Genomic DNA, 25,325 nt, shown 5'->3' on the forward strand with positions numbered 1-25,325 from the left:
TGGCGGCAATTCACCCAATCAAATCGCCGCCAGCGCCCGCCGCAAATCCTCACGCTGATCATCAATATGCTCGATCCCGACCGACAGCCGGATCAGCCCGTCGCCGATCCCCAGTTCGGCACGCCGCTCCGGCGGAATGCTCGCATGCGTCATCAGCGCCGGATGCTCGATCAGGCTCTCGACGCCGCCCAGGCTCTCGGCCAGCGTGAACACTTCGCACGCTTCGAGAAAACGCCGCGCGCCGTCGATGTCGGTGTCCAGGTCGATCGAGACGATGCCGCCGTAACCGCCATGCATCTGGTTGCGCGCCAGTGCATGCTGCGGATGCGATTCCAGCCCCGGATAGTGCACCTTGCGGACCTGCGGCTGCTGCTCGAGCCAGTTCGCCAGCAATAGCGCGTTGCCGCTGCTGCGTTCCACGCGCAGGGCCAGCGTCTTGATCCCGCGCAGCACGAGGAAGCTGTCGAACGGCCCCTGGATCGCGCCCACCGAGTTCTGGATGAAGCCGAGCTTCTCGGCCAGGCCCGTCTGGTGATCATTGGCGCCGACGATGGCCACGCCGCCGATCACGTCCGAGTGGCCGTTGATGTACTTGGTGGTCGAGTGCACGACGATGTCGACCCCGTGTTCGAGCGGGCGCTGGATGATCGGGCTGGCGAACGTGTTGTCGCACACGCACAGGATGCCGCGCGCATGGCACAGGCTCGCAATGGCGGTCAGGTCGGCCAGCTTGAGCATCGGGTTGGTGGGCGTTTCGACCCACACCATGCGCGTGGCCGGCGTGATGGCCGCGGCCAGGGCCTCCGGGTCGGACAAATCGACGTAGCTGAACGTGTGCCCGGCGCTGTCGCGGCGCACGCGTTCGAACAGGCGATAGGTGCCGCCGTACATGTCGTCACCCGCGACGACGTGCGAGCCGCTGGGAAGCAGTTCCAGGACGGCGGCAATCGCCGCCAGGCCCGACGCAAAGGCGAAGGCGGCGCGGCCGCCCTCGATGTCGGCCAGCGAGCGTTCGAGCGCAAAGCGCGTCGGGTTGTGCGAGCGGCCGTAGTCGAAGCCCTGGTGCACGCCCGGGCTTTCCTGGCGATAGGTCGAGGTGGCGAAGATCGGCGGCATCACGGCGCCGGTCGCGGGTTCGGGCGACTGGCCGCCGTGGATGACGCGGGTGGCCAGGTGGCGTTTGAATTCGATGGTGTGTTTGGTGTCCGGATGGGTCACGAGAGTGTCCTTCGCAGGTGATTGAGCAGGTCGTAGCGCGTGATCAGGCCAAAGAACTGCGGCCCGTCGGCGATCACGGCAGTGAGGCCCCGGTCGAGAATGTCGCGCAGTTGCGCCATGCTCGCGCCAGGGGGCAGGGTTTGCAGGTCGGCCGTCATCGTGGACGACACCGGCGCGCTGAAATGGTCGTTCGATTGCGTGACCTTCAGCAGCAGGTCGGATTCATCGATCAGGCCCGACAGGCGTCCTTCGGCGTCCATCACGGGCAGTTGCTGCAGGTCGCTCGAGCGCATGCGGTTGAAGGCAGTGAGCAGCGTGTCGGATGGCGCCAGCGTGATGACTTCGCCGGCGTCGTGGCGGCGCCCGATCAGGTCGCGCAGGTCGCCCGTTTTCGGCCGTGTGATCAGGCCCTGGTCGACCATCCAGCCATCGCTGTACACCTTGCTGAGATAGCGGGTTCCGGTGTCGCAGACGAACGTGACGACGCGCTTGGGGCGCGTCTGCGCGCGGCAGTATTTGAGCGCTGCCGCCAGCAGCGTGCCGGTGGACGAGCCGCCCAGGATGCCTTCCTGCTGCAGCAGCAGGCGGGCAGTGGCGAAGCTTTCTTCGTCGGTGATCGTGTAGGCCTTCTTGACGCGGGTGAGGTCGGCGATGCCGGGAATGAAATCTTCGCCGATGCCTTCCACGGCCCATGAGCCGGCATGCTGCGACACGTGGCCGGTCTCGACGTATTCGGCCAGGATCGAACCTTTCGGATCGGCCAGGATGAATTCGAGCAGGGGCGCGGCTTTCTTGAAGTAGCGCGACAAGCCGGTGAGCGTGCCGGACGAGCCGACCCCGAGAACGATCGCGTCCAGCTTGTGCTTGGCCTGGTCCCAGATCTCGGGCCCGGTCGTGGTTTCATGGGCGCGCGGATTGGCCGGGTTGTTGAACTGGTCGGCGAACCAGGCGCCGGGAATCTGCTTGGCCAGCCGCGCGGCGAGATCCTGGTAGTACTCCGGGTGGCCCTTGCCGACGTCGGAGCGGGTCAGGTGGATTTCGGCGCCGAGCGCCTTGAGGTGCAGGATTTTTTCGGGCGCCATTTTGTCGGGCACGACGAGCACGACGCGATACCCCTTGATGCGCGCCACCAGCGCCAGGCCCAGGCCCGTGTTGCCGGCAGTGGCTTCGACGACCGTGCCGCCGGGATTGAGCAGGCCGTCATGCTCGGCCTGTTCGATCATCGTCTTGCCGATACGGTCCTTGATGGAGCCGCCCGGGTTTTGCGATTCGAGCTTCAGGAACAGCTGGCAGGGCCCCGTATCGATGCGGGTCACTTCGACCATCGGGGTATCGCCAATCAGGGAAAACAGAGCCGCTTGCGACGCATGTTGCATAGTTGCCTCCGTTGGGGTCGGATGCGGCGCCGCGGATAGGGGCGCCGCGGCCGGCATGCCATGACGACCTGGCGCGGATTGGCGCCAGGCCATATCAAAGAATCATGATACGAGTTTTCGATACATGTTGCTTTGGAGCGTCTTAAGGGGCGAAGATCAGAGCTTAGCCCTCCGCCTTCAGCCGCCGCCACAGCGTCGTGCGGCTGATCCCCAGATGATCGGCCGCCAGGTCGCGCTGCCCGCCAAAGCGCGCCAGCACCGCGGCTGCCGATTCCCGGGTTGGCCCGGCCGCGGCATCGGCAGGGGCTGCACCACGCGCCAGCTCCGGCGCCACCGACAGCATGAAGCCCGGTGTCAGCGCCTGCAGCGGCTCGGCCGCCAAAAACAGCGCCAGGCGCTCGGTCAGGTTGCGCAGCTCGCGCACGTTGCCGGGCCAGGCGTAGCCGGTGAGCAGCGGCGTGCAGGCTTTCAGTTCGGCCAGCAGGTTCGGGTGCGGGCGCGCATCGAGCGCGGCCAGTGCGCCCTTGAGCGACCACTCGAGCAGCGGCGCGATGTCCTGCACCCGTGCCCGCAGCGGCGGCAGGGCCAGGCGCAGCACGGCCAGGCGATAGAACAGGTCGGCCCGGAAGCGTCCGTCGCGCACGCGCGCCTCCAGGTCGCAGTGGGTGGCGCTGATCACGCGCACATCGATCGGCACCGGCCGCGTGCCACCCACGCGCATCACTTCGCGCTCCTCCAGCACGCGCAGCAGGCGCGTTTGCAGGCTCAGCGGCATTTCGCCGATCTCGTCGAGAAACAGCGTACCGCCATTGGCCGCTTCGAACAGGCCCGCGTGCCCGCCACGGCGCGCGCCGGTGAAGGCGCCGTCTTCATGGCCGAACAGTTCCGATTCGAGCAGCGACTCGGCAATGGCGCCGCAATTGACGGCCACGAAAGGGCGGTTCGCATCCCGACGCGGGCTTTCGCGGTGGATGGCCTGCGCCACGAGTTCCTTGCCGCTGCCGGTTTCGCCTTCGATCAGCACGGTGCTGGGCGAGCGCGCGTACAGCACGACCGTCTGGCGCAGCTGCTGCATCGCGGGCGAGTCGCCGCGCAGGTCGTTCAGGCCGCGCCGCAGCCGCTGCCTGTCGGGCGGCGTGCTGCCGGTTCGGCCACGGCCACGGCTGCGGTCGACCTCGAGCCGTGTCAGGCGCGCCAGTTCAAGTGCATCGTCGAACGCTTGCCGGATCGACGCCGCGGAATACAGGAACACGGCGCGCAGGCCCGCTTCTTCGGCCAGGTCGGTCACCGAACCGGCACCGACGATGACGGCCACGCCCAGCGCCTTGAGTTCGTCGACGGCGGCGCGCGCATCTTCCTGCGTCACATAGCTGCGCTGGACCAGGTCCAGGCCGAAGCCGGCCGCGAACTCGGCCAGTTCCGGGAGCAGGGCGCCGTAACTGACGACGCCGATGGCGCCGGGGGCGTTGCCGGCGAGCTTGCGCGCGCGCGTGAGCGCCTGCAGCACGTCGAAGCCACTGGCCCGGGCCGCCACCACCGGCACCGAGACGCGGCTCTTGAGCCAGGCCGCGTTCGAGCCGGCGGCGATCACGACATCGCAGTGTTCCGTTGCGAGCCGCTCGCGGATGTGCGTTGCGGCCTCGTCGAACCCGATGTGCAGGGGCTCGATCGAGGCCAGGTGATCGTATTCGACCGTGATGTCGCGAAACAGGGCGGACAGACGCGAGACCGACACCGTCCAGATGATGGGCTTGTCGCCAGCGGAAGAAGAACGTGGGGAATCCATGTTTCAAGTGTAGTGCAAAAGATGGCCAATGTTTCAGCCTGAAACACCTAATCGGCGAACGACCGGTCGAAATTAGGCATCCGGCGTAAGAATCCGGTAAGGGCATGCCCGTAGGATGGGTCGCAGCCAAAAAGGCAGCCGAACCACGGCACTATCAAAAGAATCAGGAGACAAAGTGGATCAAGACATCGTAGAACGGGTCAAGAATGACCCCAATTACCAGAAACTCAAACGCATCCGTTCCCGCTTCGGCTGGACGCTGACCTGGGCCATGATGATCGTGTACTACGGCTTCACGCTGCTGGTCGCGTTCAACAAGGAGTTCATGGGCACCCCGATCGGCAACAGTGTCATCACCTGGGGCATTCCCCTGGGCCTGTTCGTCATCCTGTTCACTGTGCTGATTACCGGCATCTATGTGCGCCGCGCCAACCGCGAATACGACGAGTTGAGCGACGCCATCCGTGCAAAGGTGGGCGCATGATGGCCGGCGCTCGCACCTCCTCACTGCTGGCATTCGTGCTGCTGGCTGTCTCCGGCATTGCTTACGCTGCGCCCGACATGGGCCAGGCCGTTCGCCAGCCGACCAACTGGACCGCGATCAGCATGTTCGCGCTGTTCGTCGTGGGCACGCTGTTCATCACCAAGTGGGCCGCCGCCAAGACCAAGTCGGCGTCCGACTTCTACACCGCTGGTGGTGGCATCACGGGCTTCCAGAACGGCCTGGCGATTGCGGGCGACTTCATGTCGGCGGCGTCGTTCCTCGGTATCTCGGCCGCCGTGTTCCTCGACGGTTACGATGGCCTGATCTACGCCATCGGCTTCCTGGTCGGCTGGCCTGTCATCACGTTCCTGATGGCCGAGCGCCTGCGCAACCTGGGCCGCTTCACGTTTGCCGACGTGGCGTCGTACCGCTTTGCGCAAAAGCCGATCCGCGTGTTCGCGGCCTCCGGCACGCTGGTCGTCGTCGCGTTCTACCTGATCGCGCAGATGGTCGGCGCAGGTCAGCTGATCAAGCTGCTGTTCGGTCTGGAGTACTGGATCGCTGTCGTGCTGGTCGGTATCCTGATGATGGTCTACGTGCTGTTCGGCGGCATGACGGCCACCACCTGGGTCCAGATCATCAAGGCCGTGCTGCTGCTGTCGGGCGCGTCGTTCATGGCGTTCTCGGTGCTGGCGCAATACAACTTCAGCCCGGCCCTGCTGTTCCAGACCGCGACCGAAGTGCACGCCAAGGGCACCGCCATCATGGGCCCGGGCAGCTTCATCAAGGATCCGATCTCGGCCATCTCGTTCGGCATGGCGCTGATGTTCGGTACCGCCGGCCTGCCGCACATCCTGATGCGCTTCTTCACTGTCCCGAGTGCCAAGGAAGCGCGCAAGTCGGTGCTGTGGGCAACCACCTGGATCGGCTACTTCTACATCCTGACCTTCATCATCGGCTTCGGCGCGATCGTGCTGGTGGGTACCAACCCGGCCTTCAAGGATGCCGCCGGTGCTCTGCTGGGCGGTAACAATATGGCGGCGGTCCACCTGGCCAAGGCCGTGGGCGGCGACGTGTTTCTGGGCTTCATCTCGGCGGTAGCGTTCGCGACCATCCTGGCTGTGGTGGCGGGCTTGACGCTGTCGGGTGCTTCGGCCGTGTCGCATGATCTGTATGCGACCGTGTTCAAGAAGGGCAATGCCACCAGCGAAAACGAGCTGCGCGTGTCGAAGATCACCACCATCGCCCTGGGTATCGTGGCCGTGGTGCTGGGTATCGCTTTTGAGAAGCAGAACGTCGCCTTCATGGTGTCGCTGGCCTTCGCGATTGCCGCATCGGCCAACTTCCCGGTGCTGTTCATGTCGGTGCTGTGGAAGGATTGCACCACCCGCGGTGCCACGATCGGCGGCTTCCTGGGTCTGGCCACGGCAGTGGGCCTGACGATCGTGTCGAAATCGGTGTGGGTCGATGTGCTGCATCATCCGGCCGCAATCTTCCCGTACGCCTCGCCAGCGATCTTCTCGATGGCAGTGGGCTTCATCGGTATCTGGCTGTTCTCGATCACCGACAAGGGTCCTCGTGCCCGGATCGACCGTGCAGGCTTCGAGGCGCAGCAAGTGCGTGCCGAAACCGGTATCGGTGCTGCGGGCGCGTCGGGTCACTAAGACCGGCTCAGCTATCCAATAAACCGGGTGTGCGCCGCAAGGCGCCACTCGGTTTTTTACGCCTGAACGTTTCATGTTTCATGCTGTTGTTTCAGCATGAAACAACACCACGTCTCTTAAAGAGGTATCTGGGTAGAATCTGCACGCAAGTGCTTGATATGGAGGATCGGCGAATGCTGGCACGGTGCTTGCAATGAACTACACAACTTCTTCACCGTGATGACAAGGAACAGCATGAGCAAACTTTCCGCAGGCGCCGCCTTCCGCCAGGCGATCCTCGATGAATCCCCGCTGCAAGTCGTGGGCGCGATCAACGCCAACCACGCACTGCTGGCCAAGCGGGCCGGCTTCAAGGCCATCTACCTGTCCGGCGGCGGCGTCGCTGCCGGCTCCCTCGGCCTGCCCGACCTGGGCATCTCGAACCTCGACGACGTGCTGGTCGACGTGCGCCGCATTACCGACGTCTGCGACCTGCCACTGCTGGTCGACGTCGACACCGGCTTTGGCGCCTCGGCCTTCAATGTCGCGCGCACCGTGCGTTCGCTGTCCAAAGCCGGTGCCGCTGCCTGCCACATCGAAGACCAGGTCGGCGCCAAGCGCTGCGGCCACCGGCCGGGCAAGGAAATCGTCAGCAAGGAAGAAATGGTCGACCGCATCCGCGCTGCTGCCGACGCCCGCCTGGATGACGACTTCGTGATCATGGCACGCACCGATGCGCTGGCCGTCGAGGGCCTGGACGCGGCAATCGAGCGCGCCGTGGCCTGCGTCGAAGCGGGCGCCGACATGATTTTCCCGGAAGCGATGACGACGCTCGACATGTACAAGCGCTTCGCCGACGCCGTCAAAGTGCCGGTGCTGGCCAATATCACCGAGTTCGGCGCCACGCCGCTGTTTACCGTCGACGAACTGGCTGGCGCTGGCGTCGGCCTGGTGCTGTATCCGCTGTCGGCGTTTCGCGCGATGAACAAGGCCGCCGAAAACGTCTACACCGCGATCCGCCGCGACGGCACGCAGCAGCACGTGATCGACACGATGCAGACGCGCGCCGAACTGTATGACCGCATCGATTACCACAGCTACGAGCAGAAGCTCGACGCGCTGTTTGCCCAGAACAAAGTCAAGTAAGGAGACCTCACATGAATACGCAGAACCAGGAAACCCCGACCTTCAAGCCGAAGAAATCCGTCGCCCTGTCCGGCGTCGCCGCTGGTAATACCGCCCTGTGCTCGGTCGGCAAATCGGGCAACGACCTGCATTACCGCGGCTACGATATCCTCGATATCGCTACCACCAGCGAATTCGAGGAAATCGCTTACCTGCTGGTGCACGGCAAGCTGCCGAACGACGGCGAACTGCGCGGCTACAAGGCCAAGCTGCGCTCGCTGCGCGGCCTGCCGCAGGCGCTGAAAAGCGCGCTCGAAGCCTTGCCGGCCAACGCCCATCCGATGGACGTGATGCGCACCGGCGTGTCGGTCCTGGGCTGCACGCTGCCCGAGAAGGACGATCACCACATCAACGGCGCGCGCGACATTGCTGACCGCCTGATGGCATCGTTCGGCTCGATGCTGCTGTACTGGTACCACTTCAGCCACAGCGGCAAACGTATCGACGTGAACACTGACGACGATTCGATCGGCGGCCACTTCCTGCACCTGCTGCACGGCTTCGCGCCAAAAGAGTCGTGGGTGCGCGCGATGCACACGTCGCTGATCCTGTACGCCGAACACGAATTCAATGCGTCGACCTTCACCGCCCGCGTGATTGCCGGTACCGGCTCGGACATCCACTCGGCCATCACCGGCGCGATCGGCGCGCTGCGCGGACCGAAGCACGGCGGCGCCAACGAAGTCGCGCACGACATCCAGAAGCGCTATGACAACCCGGACGAAGCCGAAGCCGATATCCGCAACCGCGTGGCCAACAAGGAAGTCGTGATCGGCTTCGGCCATCCGGTCTACACGATCTCGGACCCGCGCAACAAGGTGATCAAGGAAGTGGCGCGCACCTTGTCGGAGGAGGGCGGCTCAATGAAGATGTTCGACATCGCCGAGCGCCTCGAGACCGTGATGTGGGACGTGAAAAAGATGTTCCCGAACCTGGACTGGTTCTCGGCCGTGTCGTACCACATGATGGGCGTGCCGACGGCGATGTTCACGCCGCTGTTCGTCATCGCGCGCACGTCGGGCTGGGCGGCGCACGTCATCGAGCAGCGCATCGACAACAAGATCATCCGTCCGAGCGCCAACTACGTGGGGCCGGAGGATCTGCAGTTCGTGCCGCTGGCAGAGCGCAAGTAACGCCATGAATACCGATTACCGTACATCCCTGCCGGGCACGGACCTCGATTACTTCGATACCCGCGCCGCCGTCGACGCGATCGCGCCGGGTGCCTACGCGACGCTGCCCTACACGTCGCGCGTGCTGGCCGAAAACCTCGTGCGCCGCTGCGCGCCCGCGACCCTGCGCGATTCGCTGAAGCAGCTCATCGAGCGCAAGCGCGACCTCGATTTTCCGTGGTTCCCGGCGCGCGTGGTCTGCCACGACATCCTCGGCCAGACCGCGCTGGTCGACCTGGCGGGCCTGCGCGACGCCATCGCGCTGCAAGGGGGCGACCCGGCGCTGGTCAATCCGGTGGTGCCGACGCAGCTCGTGGTCGACCATTCGCTGGCGGTCGAATGCGGCGGGTTCGACCCGGATGCGTTCACCAAGAACCGCGCCATCGAAGACCGTCGCAACGAAGACCGCTTCCACTTCATCGACTGGACCAAGAAGGCCTTCAAGAATGTCGACGTGATCCCGCCCGGGAACGGCATCCTGCACCAGATCAATCTTGAGCGCATGTCGCCCGTGATCCAGGCGGAGCGCGGTGTGGCCTATCCGGACACGCTGGTGGGCACCGACTCGCACACGCCGATGGTCGACGCGCTTGGCGTGCTCGCCATCGGTGTCGGCGGGCTGGAAGCGGAGAGCGTGATGCTGGGCCGCGCCTCGTGGATGCGCCTGCCCGACATCGTCGGCGTGGAACTGACCGGCAAGCCGCAGCCGGGCATCACCGCGACCGACGTCGTGCTGGCGCTGACCGAGTTCCTGCGCAATGCCAAAGTCGTCTCGACCTACCTGGAATTCTTCGGCGCCGGGGCAGCCGCGCTGACGCTGGGCGACCGCGCGACGATCGCGAACATGGCGCCCGAATTCGGCGCCACCGCCGCGATGTTCTACATCGACGAGCAAACCATCAAGTACCTGCGCCTGACGGGGCGTGACGACGCGACCGTGCATCTGGTCGAGACGTATGCGAAACATGCCGGCCTGTGGGCTGACAGTCTGCAGAGCGCCGAATACGAACGCACGCTGTCGTTCGACCTGTCGAGCGTGGTGCGTAATATCGCCGGCCCGTCCAATCCGCACAAGCGTGTACCGACGTCCGAACTGGCCGCGCGCGGCATCTCGGGCGTGGTGGAAAACACGCCGGGCCAGATGCCCGATGGCGCCGTCATCATCGCCGCGATCACCAGCTGCACCAACACCAGCAACCCGCGCAATATGGTCACGGCGGGTCTGTTGGCGCGCAATGCCAACCGCGCCGGTTTGACTCGCAAGCCGTGGGTGAAAAGTTCACTGGCGCCCGGCTCGAAGGCCGTCGCGCTGTACCTCGACGAAGCGGGCCTGAGTCAGGAGCTGGATCAGCTGGGCTTTGGTGTCGTCGCCTTTGCCTGTACCACCTGCAACGGCATGAGCGGCGCGCTCGATCCGGTGATCCAGGACGAGATCATCAAGCGCGACCTGTACGCAACGGCGGTCCTGTCGGGCAACCGCAATTTCGACGGCCGCATCCACCCGTACGCGAAGCAGGCCTTCCTGGCGTCGCCGCCGCTGGTGGTGGCGTACGCGATTGCCGGCACGATCCGCTTCGATATCGAGAAGGACGTGCTGGGGCTGGACAACGCAGGGCGCGAAATCCGCCTGGCCGACCTGTGGCCATCGGAGGAAGAAATCGACGCCGTGGTCGCCGCAAGTGTCAAGCCGGAACAGTTCCGCAAGGTCTACACGCCGATGTTCGCGCGCGTGGCCGACGATGGCGCCGCCGTCAGCCCGCTGTATGACTGGCGGGCGCAGAGCACCTATATCCGCCGGCCACCGTACTGGGAAGGCGCGCTGGCAGGCAGCCGGCCGCTGGCGGGAATGCGGCCACTGGCGGTATTGGGCGACAACATCACCACCGACCACCTGTCGCCGTCAAACGCGATCCTGCTGGACTCGGCCGCCGGCGAATACCTGGCCAAGATGGGCCTGCCCGAAGAAGACTTCAATTCGTACGCCACGCACCGGGGCGACCACCTGACGGCGCAGCGCGCGACGTTCGCCAATCCGACGCTCAAGAACGAGATGGTCAAGGATAGCCACGGCACGGTGATGGCCGGTTCGCTCGCGCGTATCGAGCCGGAGGGTGAAGTCACCCGCATGTGGGAAGCGATCGAGCATTACATGGCGCGCAAGCAGCCGTTGATCATCATTGCCGGCGCCGACTACGGCCAGGGTTCGTCGCGCGACTGGGCGGCCAAGGGCGTGCGCCTGGCGGGCGTCGAGGCGATTGCCGCCGAAGGCTTCGAGCGCATCCACCGCACCAACCTGGTGGGCATGGGCGTGCTGCCGCTCGAATTCAAGCCGGGCGAGAACCGCATCACCCTGGCCATCGACGGCACCGAGACGTTCGACGTGATCGGTGCGCGTACGCCGCGCGCCGAGCTCACGCTGGTCATCAACCGCGCGAGCGGCGAGCGGGTCGAGGTGGCAGTGACGTGCCGGCTCGATACGGCCGAAGAGGTAGCCATTTACGAGGCCGGCGGCGTGTTGCAACGCTTCGCGCAGGATTTCCTTGAATCGACGGTGAAGGCGGCATGATGGATTCAACCACGTATTCTCCCCAGCGCCGGATCGCCGCCACCTATATGCGCGGCGGCACCAGCAAGGGCGTGTTCTTCAAGCTGGACGACCTGCCGGACGACGCCCGCGTGGCCGGCGCCGCGCGCGACGCGCTGCTGCTGCGCGTGATCGGCAGCCCCGACCCGTACGGCAAGCAGATCGACGGCATGGGCGGCGCCACATCCAGCACCAGCAAGGCCGTCATCGTCGCGGCGTCCGCGCGCGCTGAGCACGACGTCGACTATCTGTTTGGCCAGGTGGCGATCGACAAGCCGTTCGTCGACTGGAGCGGCAATTGCGGCAACCTGTCGGCCGCGGTGGGGCCGTTCGCGATTGCCGCAGGCCTGGTCGATCCGGCGCGTGTGCCGCACGATGGCGTGGCCGTGGTGCGCATCTGGCAAGCCAACATCGGCAAGACCATCCTCGCGCACGTGCCGATCGTCGCTGGCCAGGTCCAGGAAACTGGGGGCTTCGAGCTCGATGGCGTCACCTTCCCGGCGGCCGAGGTGCAGCTGGAGTTCATGGATCCGGCCGCCGAGGAAGAGGGCGGTGGGGGCGCCATGTTCCCGACCGGGAATCTGGTCGATGAACTCGATGTGCCGGGTGTGGGCGTGCTGCGCGCCACGCTGATCAACGCGGGCATCCCGACCATCTTCATCGAGGCCAGCGCGCTGGGCTACGATGGCGCCGAGCTGCAGGATGCGATCAATGGCGACCCGCGTGCGCTGGCCGTGTTCGAGACGATCCGCGCCCACGGCGCACTGCGCATGGGCCTCATCGCCAGTATCGACGAGGCAGGCAAACGCCAGCACACGCCGAAGGTCGCGTTCGTGGCCAAGGCGGCCGGGTATGTGTCGTCGAGTGGCCGGCAAGTGGAGGCGGGCGAGATCGACCTGTTGGTGCGCGCGCTGTCGATGGGCAAGCTGCACCATGCGATGATGGGCACCGCGGCAGTGGCGATCGGCACGGCGGCGGCCATTCCGGGCACGCTGGTGAACCTGGCGGCCGGCGGCGGCGAGCGTTCGGCGGTGCGGTTCGGCCATCCGTCCGGCACGCTGCGCGTAGGCGCCGAAGCGGTCCTGGAAGACGGGCAGTGGCGCGTGGCGAAAGCCAGCATGAGCCGCAGCGCGCGCATCCTGATGGAAGGCTGGGTGCGGGTGCCCGGCTAGTGTCGCTTTCTCGTCGCGCGAGGCTGGAAGAACGAGCGGTTTCCGGGTTATGATTGACCTTCAGTGGTTGCTAAATGGCAACTCGCCGGATCATCATAACCAACAGCTTGCCTGCCTCGACGATGGATGGATTTTCGACCCCGTACGTTCCTGATGTACCGGCCCCCGGCGCGCTTGCGCGTGGCTTAGAGGGCGTGCGCCGCACGGTGCGCGAACAGCGCGCGATCTTTGAGCACGCACCGGTTGGCATTGCGGTCACCCAGCCCGACCAGATCCGTTCATTCAACCCGCGCCTGGGTGAAATGTTCGGCTATGCGCAGCACGAACTCGATACCATTTCGCTGCCGGACGTGTGCGTGTCGCCCGAGGCGTATCAGGCCCTGGCCACCGAAGCGTTCACCGTGCTGGGGCGGGGCGACATGTTCGAAAAGAGCGAGCAGCAGTTCCGGCGCCGCGACGGTTCGCCCTTCTGGGCGCGCCTGCGCGGCTGCTCGGTCGAACCGGGCAACCGCAGCGCGGGCACGATCTGGATCGTCGAGGATGTGACCGAGGCGCGCCAGGCGGCCAGTGAAATGCAGGCGATCATGACCAATGCGTCGATCGGCGTCATGTTCACCCGTAACCGCGTGATCCGGCGCGCCAATCCCGCCTTCTGCACGATGTTCGGCTATGCCGGCGATGAGCCGATCGGCGTCTCCACGCGCGTGCTGTACCCGGACGAAGAAGCGTACCGCGCGCTGGGCGCCGAGGCGTATCCGCAACTGGCGGATGGCCGGCCGTTTCGCACCGAACGCATCCTCGTGCGCAAGGACGGCGCGCCGGCCTGGGTCCTGATGATCGGCTACCAGGTTAATCCGCTCGACCCGGACAAGGGCACGATCTGGATGCTCGAAGACCGCACCCGCGAAAAGGGCGACGAGCAGTCGCTGCGCGATGCGCTGATGGAAAACCGCGCGATCCTGAATAATGCAGTGCTGGGCATCGCCGTCGTCGAGAACGGCCGCACACTGCATTGCAACCGCAAGATGGAAGAGCTGTTCGGCGCGCCGCCGGGCGGCATGGATGGCGCGCCGGTACGCGCGCTGTATCCGGACCAGGGCAGCTGGCTGGCGGCGCGCGCCGTGTCCGAGACGCAGTTCGCCACAGGCCAGGCCCATATGGCCGAGCATGAAATGGTACGCCGTGACGGTACGCGCTTCTGGGCGCGCCTGTCCGGGCGCCTGTTCGACGCCGCACTCACGCGCGGGCGCAGCGTCTGGCTGGTGGACGACGTGACGGCCCAGCGCGAAGCGGCTGACGCGGTGCGGCGCGCGCGCGACGAACTCGAAGTGCGCGTGGCCGAACGCACGGCCGAACTGGCCGGCGCCAATGCGCTGCTGCAGGAAGAAATCAACGAGCGGCGCCAGGCCGAGGCGCGCGTGCACCACATGGCGTACCACGACAGCCTGACGGGCCTGCCCAATCGCGCCATGCTGTCGGACCGGCTCGATGCGGCGATGCGCAGCGTGGCCAGCGGCGACGAAGCGCACAAGGGCGCGGGCCTGGCGCTGATCTTCCTCGACTTGGACCGGTTCAAGACGATCAACGATTCGCTCGGTCACCTAGTCGGCGACCTGCTGCTGTGCGAAGTCGCGCGCCGGCTGGTGCGCTCGGTGCGCCCGGGCGACCTGGTGGCCCGGCTCGGTGGCGATGAATTTGTCGTGCTGCTGCCCGGGGTCGAGGAGGGCGCTGCCGCTGCTGCCGTCGGCGACGCGATCATCGCGGCGCTGGCCTCGCCATGCGCCATCGAAGGCCGCAGCCTGCATATCTCGCCGTCGATCGGCATCTGCCTGTATCCGCAGGACGGTGGCGACGTCGATACGCTGATGCGCCACGCGGACGCGGCGATGTACCAGGCCAAGGCGGCGGGCCGCAACAATTATCAGTTTTTCACCGAGCGCATGAACCAGGCCGCGGCGCGCCACTTCGAGCTCGAATCGAGCCTGCGCGGCGCGCTGGCGCGCGACGAATTCGAGCTGCACTACCAGCCGATCATGTGCACCGCCACGCGCCGCGTGCATGGGCTGGAAGTGCTGCTGCGCTGGCGGCGCGGGGGCAATGAGCTGGTGGGGCCGGACGAATTCATTCCGATCCTCGAAGAGAGCGGCATGATCATGGCGGTGGGCGAATGGGTGATCCGCACCGCATGCGCGCAGAACCAGTTGTGGCGCAGCGAAGGGCTGGACGTGGTGCCGCTCGCGATCAACCTGTCGGCGCGCCAGTTCACGCACCACGGCCTGGTCGATTCGATCCGCGGCATCGTGCAGGAAACCGGCATCGACGCGGGCCTGGTGGAATTCGAGATCACCGAGACGGCCCTGATGCAGCATGGCGGCCAGACGCTCGAGACGCTGCATCAGATGAATGCGATGGGGATGTGCCTGTCGATCGACGACTTCGGCACGGGGTATTCGAGCCTGGCGTACCTCAAGCGTTTCCCGGTCCGCAAGATCAAGATCGACCGCGCCTTCGTGCGCGAGCTGGAAGTGAGCGCCGAGGATCGTGCAATCGTGGCGGCCGTGATGGCGCTGGCAAACAGCCTGCAGCTGGCGGTAGTGGCCGAAGGCGTGGAGACGGAAGGGCAGTATGCGCTGCTGCGCTCGTTCGGCTGCGGTTTCGCGCAGGGTTATCTGTTCGCGCGACCGTTGCCGGCCGCGCAGATCGGCAGACTGCTGGCCGGTTAGTCGGCCAGCGTCGCTACCACGGGGGCGTGGTCCGACGGCTGCTCCCATTTACGGGTTTCGCGATCGATGTGGCATGCGGTGCAGCGCTCGGCCAGTGCCTTGGACAGCAGGATGTGATCGATGCGCAGCCCGCGGTTGCGGCGAAACGCCATCTGGCGATAGTCCCACCAGCTGTACTGCTTCTCGGGCTGCTCGAACAGGCGGAAGGCGTCGGCCAGGCCCAGGGCGATGAGCGCCTGCAGCGCGTCGCGCTCGGGCAGCGAGAAGTGAATCCGGCCTTCCCATTCGGCCACGTCGTGCACATCGCGCGCTTCGGGCGCGATATTGTAGTCGCCGAGGATCGCGAACTGCGGATGCGCGGCCATCTCGGCCGCCACCCAGGTCTGCAGCGCCGCCAGCCAGGCCAGCTTGTAGGCGTACTTGTCTGAGCCGACTTCCTGCCCGTTGGGTACGTACGCGCAGATGAAACGCACGCCACCGATCGTCGCGGCCAGCAGGCGCTGCTGTGGATCGTCAAAATGCGGATTGTTGCGCACGACATCTTCAATCGGCAAGCGGGACAAGATCGCCACGCCGTTGTACGTCTTCTGACCCGAGAACGCGACCTGGTAGCCGGCGGCATTGAGTTCGGCGACCGGGAACTTGTCGTCGGTCAGCTTCGTCTCTTGAATGCAGAGCACGTCAACAGGATTGGTGGCCAGCCATTGCAACAAATGTGCAAGGCGAACTTTCAAAGAATTCACATTCCAGGTGACAATTTTCATCGGTTTATCTACAGTTAACGTTGTGAAGTTGCTGATAGCTCAAGTGTGTCTAGGCGAATTGCTTGCCAACCGGCTATTATTAACGAAATTACCGGATTGATTCCGTGTCATGCATGAAATAACGATAGGGTTATCCATGTCGGGTTGGTATAATTACAACACCTGATGACACTATTCATTGGTAGCTTTCCAAAAAGTATTGCCCGATTCGCCCGTCAAGACTATAACTAGTCGGGTCCGGTACTTGTCGCAAAAAGCGACAGCATCGAGGGATTGCTTTTTGGTAATAATAAAATTGCGTAGGTGCAACTTTCATTGTACCATTGGCGGGTCGCGATGCAGCGTTGGTCGACAGCTCACACAGTTGTTTCAAGCCATCGACGTGCGCTAGTGGTACTATTGTGAAATATTGCGTTCAGGAGTTCATCATCCTGGCGCAGAATTGAAAAGGACAGAAATGCGCAGTGCATTTGAAGCATGGGCCCAGCGTGAAGGCCACATCGTTCGCCGCCGCGAAGACAAGCCCGAGGAATACCTCGTTTTCGAGACCCAGCGTCGTTGGGTGATCTGGCAAGCTGCTCTGGCGCATGGCGCCAAGACCGCGGCCGATTCGCCATCGAAGTTCGGCAAGGATGGCAGCCCTGTGCCAGCCATCGCGCCCGACGAAGCGGCAGTGCGCAACAGCGTGCTGAACGAAGTCCTGGACGCTTTCAGCGAACTGGACGAGACCGCCGGCATGGAAGGCGTGCTCAAGGTCATCCAGGGCCTGAAGAAAAAGCAGAAGGCCGAGGCCGAAAAGGTCTGACCCGGTCTGCCGGATGCATTACCGCCACTACAAAGGCGGCATCTACGAGCTGGTGTGCGAGGCGCTGCTGGAATCCGACCACACCCCGGTCATCGTGTACCGGGCTGAGGACGGCGCCGTCTGGGTGCGCCCCCGCGACGCTTTCTTCGATACCGTCACGGTCGGCGGCGCCACGCAACCGCGTTTCGCGCCGCTGGACTGATCCTTCCTCAGTATTTTCGCGCTGCTGCCGTTAAAGAAGCATCTGCTTCTCGACGGTCGCCATGTTGCCTTTTCTCCGCCCACTCGTTCTGTCCGCGCTTGCCCTCTTGGGCGGCTGCGCGACCATGTCCGATTCCCCGACGCAGCAGCTCGAAGTGCGCACGGTGCTCGACTACCGCGAGATCGGCGGGGTCGGCTGTATCCTGAGCAATGATGCCGGCCGCTGGTACGTGATCGCCCCAGGACGCGTGACGGTCACGCGCAACAAGGGACCGCTGGCGATCAGCTGCAAGAAGCAGGGCGTGGCCATCGCCGCCGAGACCGTCCAGGCGCAGCTCAATACCAGCAACCTCGTGGGCAACCTGGTCACGACCGCCGGCATCGGCCACTACGTCGACCGCTACTCGGGCGCCGGTTATGGCTACCCCTCCACGCTGACCGTACTGATGCAGCCAGCAGAAAATTCCCCCGCCGCCGCAGGCGCCGAACCGGTAGCAACAAGGATGTTCTGACCCGATTTGAGCAAAGCCGGGGTCAGGTCTGACATTCGGACACGATCTCAACAATAAAGCCGGGGTCAGGTCTGACATTCGGACACGATCTCGACAATCGGGTAGGCGGGACGAGCTGGTACAGCGCTATCCTAATACTGGGCAAGGCACCATCTGAAATGTCTACGGCTGAGCTCGTGTCCGAATGTCAGACCTGACCCCCGCTGTGTGACCGAGCTCGTGTCCGAATGTCAGACCTGACCCCCGCTGTATGACCCCCGCTGTGCTGAGGTCGTGTCCGAATGTCAGACCTGACCCCGGCTGTGTACTCAGCGTCGAGACGAAAAAAAGCCCCGCATGCGGGGCTTTTGTGCGATGCGTGGGGTGCTTACACGCGATTCATCAGGAACGTGGTCAAGAGCGGTACCGGGCGGCCGGTGGCGCCCTTGGCGGCGCCCGACTTCCAGGCGGTGCCGGCGATGTCGAGGTGGGCCCAGGTGTACTTGCGGGTGAAGTTCTCCAGGAAGCACGCGGCCGTGATCGATGCGGCGCCCGGGGTGCCGATATTGGCCAGGTCGGCGAAGTTCGACTTGAGCTGGTCGTTGTAGATCTCGCCCAGCGGGAAGCGCCAGGCCACGTCGCCAGCCTGCTTGCCGGCCGTGAGCAGCTCGTCGGCCAGCGCGTCGTGCGCGGCGTCGTCGCGGGTGAACAGGCCGCTCGTGTGGTGGCCCAGGGCCACGATGCAGGCGCCCGTCAGCGTGGCGATGTCGACCACGACAGCAGGGTTGAAGCGCTCGGCGTACGACAGCGCGTCGCACAGCACCAGGCGGCCTTCGGCGTCGGTGTTGAGGATTTCAATCGTGGTGCCGTTCATTGCGGTGACGATGTCGCCCGGCTTGGCCGCGCGACCCGATGGCATGTTTTCGCAGGCGACGACGATGCCGATCACATTGAGCTTCAGGCCCATCTCGCCGATGGCGCGGAAGGTGCCCAGCACCGAACCGGCGCCGCACATATCGTATTTCATCTCGTCCATGCTCGGACCCGGCTTGATCGAGATACCGCCCGAGTCGAACGTGATGCCCTTGCCGACCAGGACGACCGGCGCGTCGTTTGGCTTGCCGCCGTTGTGGCGCAGGACGATGAACTTCGGCGCTTCTTCGCTGCCGCGCGCGACGGCCAGGAAGCTGCCCATCTTGAGCGCTTCGAGCTGCTTGCGTTCCAGGACCTCGAGGCCGAAGCCGAAGTCGTCGGCCAGCTTGCGCGCCGTTTGTGCCAGGTAGGTCGGGGTGCAGATGTTCGGCGACAGGTTGCCCAGGTCGCGCGTGAGCTTCATGCCGTTGGCAATCGCCGCGGCCTGCGCCAGGGCGGCCTTGGCACTACCTGCGTCCGGCGTGGCGATGACGACCTTGCGCACGCCGGTCAGTGCCGGTTCTTTCTTGCTTTTTTGTGCGTCGGTACGGTATTCGGCGTCGCTCGAAGCGAGCACCAGCGCCTGCAGCGCCCAGTTCGCGTCGCGTTCTTTCACGCTGTCGAGCGGGAATGCGATAATGGCGTCCGTGGAACCCAGCGTGGCGAACATTTTCAGGGCGGCGGTTGCGCCCGTGGTGAAGCTTTTCTGGGAAACGATCTCGTCAGCGCCCAGGCCGACGAGCAGCACGCGCGCCGCAGTCACGCCCGCAACGCCGCGCAGCAGCAGGGTCGAACCAGGCTTGCCGCTGATGTCGCCGGACTTGACCGCCGCGCTGATCTCGCCATTCACGTCGAGTGCTTTTGCTGCAGCCGACAATTTTTTATTTTCGAACACCGCCACTGCTACACAGCCGGTCTTCGCCGCTGCCAGGGTGTTTTTTGTGTCGAATGCTTTTATGCTAAAGTCCATTTGGTTCTCCGATTCGTTGTTCGCGGCGGACTGCCTAATCTGCAATTATAACGACTCTATTGAATGATCTTCCGACGTTCCCTGCAACGTGAGTTGGCAAGCGCCGCTGGCGCGACCTTCACGGTGCTGTTTTCCATTCTTGTGACCTGGACGCTGATCGCCATCCTTGGCCGCGCGGCGGGCGGCAAGGTCGCGTCCGGCGACGTGCTGTCGCTGATCGTGTTCCGCAGCGCCGAGCTGCTGCCGATCATCCTGATCCTCACGTGCTTCATCGCCGTTGTCGCCGCTGTCACGCGCAGTTACCGCGATTCCGAAATGGTGGTCTGGTTCGCATCCGGCCAGTCGCTGCTGGCGTGGATCCGGCCCGTGCTCACGCTGGGCCTGCCGATGGTGTTCGTCGTGGCCGCGCTGTCGCTCGTCGTCACGCCATGGGCCAAGATGAAGAGCGCGGAATTCGTCGAGCGTTTCCAGAAGCGCGAAGACCTGCAGCGCGTTGCGCCGGGCCAGTTCCGCGAATCGAGTTCGAACGACCGCGTGTTCTTTGTCGAGCGCAGCGCCGAAGGCACGACCGTCGTGCAGAACGTGTTCGTCAACAGCGTCGATGGCAACACGCACTCGGTCGTGGTGGCCAAGCAGGGCGTGATCGAATCGGACGGCAAGGGCGGCCAGTTCCTCGTGCTGAGCAACGGGCGCCGCTACGAAGGCATTCCCGGCCAGGCCAACTTCCAGACGATGGAGTTCGAGCGCTACAGCATGCGCGTGGCCACGCAGGCCCCGATGCTCGGCGCCGACATTCCGGTGGCGGCGCTGTCCACGCCTGCGCTGCTGCTTGCGCCCAACCGCTTTACGCAGGCCGAACTGCTGGCGCGCATCGCCGCGCCGATCACCTGCCTGATCCTGATGCTGCTGGCGATCCCGCTCGGCTTCGTCAACCCGCGCGCCGGGTCGTCGGCCAACATGATCCTGGCGCTGCTGATCTTCTTCACCTATAACAATCTGGTGCGGTTGTCCGAAGCCAGCGTCAAGCAGGGCAAGCTGGCGTTTGCCATGGGCTGGTGGCCGCTGCACCTGTTCGCGCTGCTGTGCGTGGCGGGCCTGTTTGCCTGGCGCCTGAACGTGAACCACCCGTACCACCCGCTGGTCATGCTGAGCGCCTTCAAGCGCCGCCTGCGCAAGCCGCAGCCCTTGCACAAGCGTGACGAGGCGGCCGTCGAATGAAAATCCTCCAGCGCTACTTCGCAATCAATATCTTCCAGGCGGTGGCCTTCGTGCTGGCCGCCTTCCTGGCGCTCGTCGCCTTCATGGACCTGACCAGCATCCTGCCATCGGTCGGCAAGAACGACTTCGGCATGCAGCACGCGTTTCTGTATGTGCTGCTGCTCGTGCCGGGCAATGTCTACCAGGTGATGCCTGTGGCCGCGCTGATCGGTACCATCTACACGATGGCGCAATTTGCCTCGAGCTCCGAGTTTACCATCATGCGTGCCTCGTCGATGTCGACCCGGCATGCGGCCTGGATGCTGTTCAAGATTGGCGCCATCTTCGTCGTGGTGACGTTCATTTTCGGGGAGCTGATCACCCCGCGCACGGCGCCCATTGCCGAGCGCATGCGCCTGACCGCCAAGGGCGGCTCGGTCTCGGCCGAGTTCCGCTCGGGGATGTGGACCAAGGACAGCGTCCATGAAAACGGCGTGCGCGGCACCATCACCGGCTCGCGCTTCTTCAACGTGCGCCGCATCGCGGCCGACGGCCAGCTGGAAGACGTGCGGCTCTACGAGTTCGACAACAATATGCGCATGCGCTCGCTCGTGACGGCGGCGCGCGGCACCTATGGCGGCAACAACACGTGGCGCCTGACGGACGTGACGGAAACGATGTTCACCAACAGCCGCGAGTTGCCGGCGCCCGGTTCGGCCGTGCCGGAAGGGCAGACGATCCAGAGCACGTATGGCCAGGAAACCGCGGCCATCGCGACGCGCAAGCTGGCTACCTACACGCTGGCGTCCGAGATCACGCCGAAGATCCTGTCGGTATCGCGCTCGGATCCCGAGCGCATGTCGGCGGCCGAACTGGCGGTGTACACGCGCCACCTGGCCGAGAACAAGCAGGAGACCGAGCGCTTCAAGGTCGCGTTCTGGAAAAAGGTCATCGATCCGTTTTCGATTTTCGTGCTGATGGCGCTGGCGCTGCCGTTCGCCTACCTGCACACGCGCAGCGGCGGCGTGAGCCTGAAGATCTTCATCGGGATCATGATCGGCGTGAGCTTCCTGCTGATCAATTCCCTGTTCTCGCACCTCGGTGTGCTGACCATCCTGCCTGCGTTCTTCACGGCGCTGGCGCCCAGCCTGTTATTCCTGCTCATGGCGCTTGGTGCGCTGTGGTGGGTGGAGCGACATTAAGCATGACGACAATGAAACGTGGCCTGATCCTGTTTGCCCACGGCGCGCGCGCCGCGTCATGGGCGGTTCCCTTCGAGCGCTTGCGCGACCAGACGCGCGAGCGTGTCGCCGGTGCGGTCGTGGAGCTGGCATTCCTGGAACTGATGACGCCAAGCCTGCCCGATACCATCGACGCCATGCGCGCGCAGGGCATCGACGACATCACGGTAGTGCCGGTGTTTTTGGGGAAGGGTGGTCACTTGCTGCGTGATTTGCCCGCGCTGTGCGACGAGGTGCGCGCGGCGCATCCGGCGTTGACGCTCAATGTCGCCGGCGCCATCGGTGAGGATCCGGGCGTGCAGCGGGCGATGACCGATTATTGCGTCAATTCGTTGGGTACGGTGTCAATGTAGCAGGTAGGGTGGACGGGTATCCCGTCCACGCGTTCAACGACCCGCAATCAATCCGGCTGGTGCTCGCGCCGCGCCAGCGCTTCACCCATCATGACCAGCACCGGCCCGTGGCCCGGTTCCAGCCCACGTGCCAGGTCGGTCAGCGTCAAACGCAGAATGCGTTGATCGACGCGGCTGCAATTTTCCACCACGACCACCGGCAGATCGGCACGCCGTCCCTCGGCCAGTAACCGTTCTGCGGTGGCCGCCGCTTCACGCCCACCCATGTACTGAACCAGCGTATCGGTTTCGGGCAAAGCAGGATGGTCCGGTTCATCCGGCGCCGTGCTGGACGTGAAGAACGCCACGCTACGCGCCACACCACGCTTGGTCAGCGGTTGCTTGGTGGCTGCCGCGGCAGCGACGGCGGTGGTAATCCCCGGTACGACTTCGACCTCGATCCCTTCGGCTTCGAGTGCCCGCAATTCTTCATCGGCGCGGCCAAACAGCATCGGGTCACCGCCTTTGAGGCGCACGACCAGCGCATACTTGTGTGCGCACTCGACGATCTGGCCGTTGATCACCGTCTGCGCCATCGACCGCTGGCCCGAGCGCTTGCCGACCGAGATTTTGTCGGCCCGCTCGCACAACGCCAGCATCTCGGGCGTGACCAGCGCGTCGTACAGCACCACGTCGGCGGCTGCCAGCAGGCGCGCACCGCGCACCGTGATCAGGTCAGCTGCGCCGGGGCCTGCTCCCACCAGATAGACTTTGCCCAGTGCCGCCATACCGTCCCTTCGTTGTTTATGCGTCGATGCGGATCATACCTGCGGCCACGGTCTGGTGGGTGACTTCGTCGATCAGGATGAAGGCGCCCGTCGCGCGGATCGCGTCGTAGGCATCGGCCGCCAGCGGCTGCTGGACGGTCAGTTGCACACGTGCGATGTCGTTGAGCTTGAGCCCCTCGGCCGGATGGCGCTGTTGCGTGTTCACGTCCAGCAGCGTGTCGATGCGCGCGAACTTGGCCGCCGTCTGGCGCGTGCCGTGCTTGAGCCAATACTTGCGGCGCAGGTCGAGCGGCTCATCGGCCATCCAGCACACGTCGGCGGTAACCTGCTTGAGCAAGGTCGCCGGCTGCGTGCTACCGGCCAGCATGTCGCCGCGTGAGACGTCCACGTATTCGTTCAACACCAGCGTGACCGACTGGCCGGCCGTGGCCGACTGCAGCGCGCCGTCGAACGTGACGATCTCCTTGACCGTCGCGCTCTGGCCGGACGGCTGAACGACCAGCGTATCGCCCACGTTCACGACGCCCGATTCGATGCGGCCCATATAGCCACGGAAGTCCTTGGCCGCGTGGCCGTTGTGGCGTGCCACCAGCTGCACCGGGAAGCGGAAGGGCGCGCTGTGCGCTTCGTCGTAGACCGACAGCGATTCGAGCAGGTCGATCAGCGTCGGGCCGCTGTACCACGGCGTGTTCGTCGATTTCTCGACCACGTTGTCACCGGTGAGCGCCGACAGGGGGATCGCCGTGATGTCCTTCAGGCCCAGCGACGTCGCAAACTTCTGGTATTCGGCCACGATGCGGTCGTAGATCGCCTGGTCGTACCCGATCAGGTCCATCTTGTTGACGGCCACCACGACGTGCTCGATCTGCAGCAGTTTCGCGATGGTCGAGTGGCGTTTGGTCTGCGTGAGCAGGTCAACGCCGCCGTCTTCGCGCAGCGTGACCTTCGAGACGTCGATCAGGATGATGACGGCGTCGGCGGTCGATGCGCCCGTGACCATATTGCGCGTGTACTGCTCGTGGCCCGGCGTGTCGGCGATGATGAACTTGCGCTTGGGCGTGGCGAAGTAGCGGTAGGCCACGTCGATCGTGATGCCCTGTTCGCGCTCGGCTTCGAGGCCGTCGGTCAGCAGCGACAGGTCGATCGTGTCGCCCACGGTACGCTTGTGCTTGGCGCGCGAGACGGCGGCCAGCTGGTCGGCGAAGATGCCCTTGCTGTCAAACAGCAGGCGGCCGATCAGCGTGCTCTTGCCATCGTCGACCGAGCCGGCGGTGATGAAGCGCAGCAAGGAGCGGTTGGCCTTGGTGTCGCCGTTGGCGTTGAGATCAGTCATGGCGTTCATCAGAAGTATCCTGCTTTCTTGCGTTTTTCCATCGAGGCTTCGGAGGTCTGGTCATCCATGCGCGTGGCGCCCCGTTCGGTGATGTCGGTAATCGCCGTTTCGGCAATGATGTCGGCCAGCGAATCGGCGCTGGAAGCCACCGGGCAGGTGCACGAGATGTCGCCCACGGTCCGGAAGCGCACGGTGCGGTTCTCGACCGCTTCGCCCTCGCGCGCCGGGGTCAGGGGCGTCAGCGGCACCAGCAGACCATTGCGTTCGATGACGTCGCGCTGGTGCGCGAAATAGATCGACGGCAGCGCCAGTTTCTCGCGGGCGATGTATTGCCACACATCGAGCTCGGTCCAGTTCGAGATCGGGAACACGCGCATGTTTTCGCCCGGATGGACGCGGGTGTTATACAGGTCCCACAGTTCAGGGCGCTGGGCTTTCGGGTCCCACTGGCCGAATTCGTCGCGGAACGAAAAGATGCGTTCTTTGGCGCGGGCTTTTTCTTCGTCGCGGCGCGCGCCGCCGATGCAGGCGTCGAAGCCGTGTTCGGCGATAGTTTCCAGCAGCGTGACGGCCTGGGCCGCGTTGCGCGAATCGGTGGCCGGATTGCGCAGGCGCACCGTGCCGCGGCGGATCGATTCTTCGACGCTGCCGACGATCAGGCGTTCGCCCAGTTCAGCGGCGCGGGCGTCGCGGAAGGAAATCACTTCGTCGAAGTTGTGGCCGGTGTCGATGTGCACGAGCGGGAACGGGAAGCTGCCCGGGCGGAAGGCTTTTTCGGCCAGGCGCAGCAGGACAACCGAGTCCTTGCCGCCCGAGAACAGCAGGGCGGGATTGCTGCATTCGGCGGCCACTTCGCGCAGGATGTGGATCGCTTCCGATTCCAGCGCGTCCAGGTGGGCGGCGTTTACTTCATTAAAGATATTCTCGGTAACAGATGTCATGGCGGTG

General features: G+C 64.7%; 21 protein-coding genes. 13 read left to right on the forward strand and 8 right to left on the reverse strand.

Annotated elements, in window-relative coordinates; translation table 11 throughout:
- Window positions 1-18 precede the first annotated feature (18 nt).
- From IFU00_16175 to prpR, 3 genes are all read right to left on the reverse strand, one after another.
- Window positions 19-1,191 carry a PLP-dependent transferase gene (locus tag IFU00_16175; protein MBD8543822.1) on the reverse strand — a complete coding sequence of 391 codons (1,173 nt, stop codon included), beginning with the start codon at window positions 1,189-1,191 and terminating at the stop codon, window positions 19-21.
- Between the two features lie 23 nt (window positions 1,192-1,214).
- Window positions 1,215-2,594 carry a cystathionine beta-synthase gene (locus IFU00_16180; GenBank protein ID MBD8543823.1) on the reverse strand — a complete coding sequence of 460 codons (1,380 nt, stop codon included), beginning with the start codon at window positions 2,592-2,594 and terminating at the stop codon, window positions 1,215-1,217.
- A gap of 163 nt (window positions 2,595-2,757) precedes the next feature.
- Window positions 2,758-4,380 (reverse strand): propionate catabolism operon regulatory protein PrpR, encoded by a 1,623-nt coding sequence (gene prpR, locus IFU00_16185; GenBank protein MBD8543824.1) that lies wholly within the window; start codon window positions 4,378-4,380, stop codon window positions 2,758-2,760.
- A gap of 175 nt (window positions 4,381-4,555) precedes the next feature.
- On the opposite strand from prpR, the gene IFU00_16190 reads away from it, so the two are divergent.
- The 7 genes from IFU00_16190 (at window position 4,556) to IFU00_16220 (ending at window position 15,343) form a co-directional block, all read left to right on the forward strand.
- Entirely contained in the window at window positions 4,556-4,864 is a 309-nt protein-coding gene (locus IFU00_16190; GenBank protein ID MBD8543825.1) for a DUF485 domain-containing protein, read from the forward strand.
- Window positions 4,861-6,528: a cation acetate symporter gene (locus IFU00_16195; GenBank protein MBD8543826.1), complete on the forward strand. Its 1,668-nt coding sequence runs from the start codon at window positions 4,861-4,863 to the stop codon at window positions 6,526-6,528. Before IFU00_16190 ends, IFU00_16195 begins: the two co-directional genes overlap by 4 nt.
- Window positions 6,529-6,762: 234 nt before the next feature.
- Window positions 6,763-7,653: a methylisocitrate lyase gene (prpB, locus tag IFU00_16200; protein ID MBD8543827.1), complete on the forward strand. Its 891-nt coding sequence runs from the start codon at window positions 6,763-6,765 to the stop codon at window positions 7,651-7,653.
- Between the two features lie 11 nt (window positions 7,654-7,664).
- Window positions 7,665-8,825: a 2-methylcitrate synthase gene (gene prpC, locus IFU00_16205; protein MBD8543828.1), complete on the forward strand. Its 1,161-nt coding sequence runs from the start codon at window positions 7,665-7,667 to the stop codon at window positions 8,823-8,825.
- 4 nt (window positions 8,826-8,829) lie between these two features.
- Window positions 8,830-11,430, forward strand: a complete 2,601-nt coding sequence (acnD, locus tag IFU00_16210; GenBank protein ID MBD8543829.1) for a Fe/S-dependent 2-methylisocitrate dehydratase AcnD — start codon at window positions 8,830-8,832, stop codon at window positions 11,428-11,430.
- On the forward strand, window positions 11,430-12,620 hold the full coding sequence (gene prpF / locus IFU00_16215) for a 2-methylaconitate cis-trans isomerase PrpF (protein MBD8543830.1): 1,191 nt from the start codon (window positions 11,430-11,432) through the stop codon (window positions 12,618-12,620). The genes acnD and prpF overlap by 1 nt, the downstream gene beginning before the upstream one ends.
- 122 nt (window positions 12,621-12,742) lie before the next feature.
- A complete protein-coding gene (locus IFU00_16220; protein ID MBD8543831.1) occupies window positions 12,743-15,343 on the forward strand; it encodes an EAL domain-containing protein in 2,601 nt (866 codons plus the stop codon).
- Here IFU00_16220 and xth read toward each other — a convergent pair.
- Window positions 15,340-16,107: an exodeoxyribonuclease III gene (gene xth / locus IFU00_16225; GenBank protein ID MBD8543832.1), complete on the reverse strand. Its 768-nt coding sequence runs from the start codon at window positions 16,105-16,107 to the stop codon at window positions 15,340-15,342. The genes IFU00_16220 and xth overlap by 4 nt on opposite strands.
- 457 nt (window positions 16,108-16,564) lie before the next feature.
- Here xth and IFU00_16230 point away from each other — a divergent pair, with 457 nt between their 5' ends.
- From IFU00_16230 to IFU00_16240, 3 genes are all read left to right on the forward strand, one after another.
- The gene (locus IFU00_16230; protein ID MBD8543833.1) at window positions 16,565-16,912 is read left to right on the forward strand and encodes a hypothetical protein; all 348 of its coding nucleotides are present in this window, start codon (window positions 16,565-16,567) and stop codon (window positions 16,910-16,912) included.
- Between the two features lie 13 nt (window positions 16,913-16,925).
- A complete protein-coding gene (locus IFU00_16235; protein ID MBD8543834.1) occupies window positions 16,926-17,114 on the forward strand; it encodes a DUF1653 domain-containing protein in 189 nt (62 codons plus the stop codon).
- A gap of 124 nt (window positions 17,115-17,238) precedes the next feature.
- Window positions 17,239-17,625 (forward strand): hypothetical protein, encoded by a 387-nt coding sequence (locus tag IFU00_16240; protein MBD8543835.1) that lies wholly within the window; start codon window positions 17,239-17,241, stop codon window positions 17,623-17,625.
- Window positions 17,626-17,992: 367 nt separating this feature from the next.
- On the opposite strand, the gene IFU00_16245 is transcribed toward IFU00_16240, so the two are convergent.
- The gene (locus IFU00_16245) at window positions 17,993-19,486 is read right to left on the reverse strand and encodes a leucyl aminopeptidase (protein MBD8543836.1); all 1,494 of its coding nucleotides are present in this window, start codon (window positions 19,484-19,486) and stop codon (window positions 17,993-17,995) included.
- Window positions 19,487-19,549: 63 nt separating this feature from the next.
- Between IFU00_16245 and lptF the strand changes: the two genes are divergently transcribed.
- From lptF to IFU00_16260, 3 genes are read left to right on the forward strand one after another with little or no spacing between them, the layout of a single operon-like run.
- Window positions 19,550-20,704: an LPS export ABC transporter permease LptF gene (gene lptF / locus IFU00_16250; GenBank protein MBD8543837.1), complete on the forward strand. Its 1,155-nt coding sequence runs from the start codon at window positions 19,550-19,552 to the stop codon at window positions 20,702-20,704.
- Window positions 20,701-21,885 carry an LPS export ABC transporter permease LptG gene (gene lptG, locus IFU00_16255; GenBank protein MBD8543838.1) on the forward strand — a complete coding sequence of 395 codons (1,185 nt, stop codon included), beginning with the start codon at window positions 20,701-20,703 and terminating at the stop codon, window positions 21,883-21,885. Before lptF ends, lptG begins: the two co-directional genes overlap by 4 nt.
- Before the next feature lie 2 nt (window positions 21,886-21,887).
- Window positions 21,888-22,277, forward strand: a complete 390-nt coding sequence (locus tag IFU00_16260) for a CbiX/SirB N-terminal domain-containing protein (GenBank protein MBD8543839.1) — start codon at window positions 21,888-21,890, stop codon at window positions 22,275-22,277.
- 47 nt (window positions 22,278-22,324) lie between these two features.
- Here IFU00_16260 and cobA read toward each other — a convergent pair whose 3' ends face one another.
- Genes cobA through cysD form a run of 3 tightly spaced genes read right to left on the reverse strand, consistent with a single transcriptional unit; the run spans window position 22,325 to window position 25,318 of the window.
- Window positions 22,325-23,044 (reverse strand): uroporphyrinogen-III C-methyltransferase, encoded by a 720-nt coding sequence (gene cobA, locus IFU00_16265; GenBank protein ID MBD8543840.1) that lies wholly within the window; start codon window positions 23,042-23,044, stop codon window positions 22,325-22,327.
- Window positions 23,045-23,060: 16 nt separating this feature from the next.
- Window positions 23,061-24,386 (reverse strand): sulfate adenylyltransferase subunit 1, encoded by a 1,326-nt coding sequence (locus IFU00_16270; protein ID MBD8543841.1) that lies wholly within the window; start codon window positions 24,384-24,386, stop codon window positions 23,061-23,063.
- Entirely contained in the window at window positions 24,386-25,318 is a 933-nt protein-coding gene (cysD, locus tag IFU00_16275) for a sulfate adenylyltransferase subunit CysD (protein MBD8543842.1), read from the reverse strand. Before cysD ends, IFU00_16270 begins: the two co-directional genes overlap by 1 nt.
- Window positions 25,319-25,325 lie beyond the last annotated feature (7 nt).

Source organism: Oxalobacteraceae sp. CFBP 8761 (assembly GCA_014841595.1).
Lineage (GTDB): Bacteria > Pseudomonadota > Gammaproteobacteria > Burkholderiales > Burkholderiaceae_D > Telluria.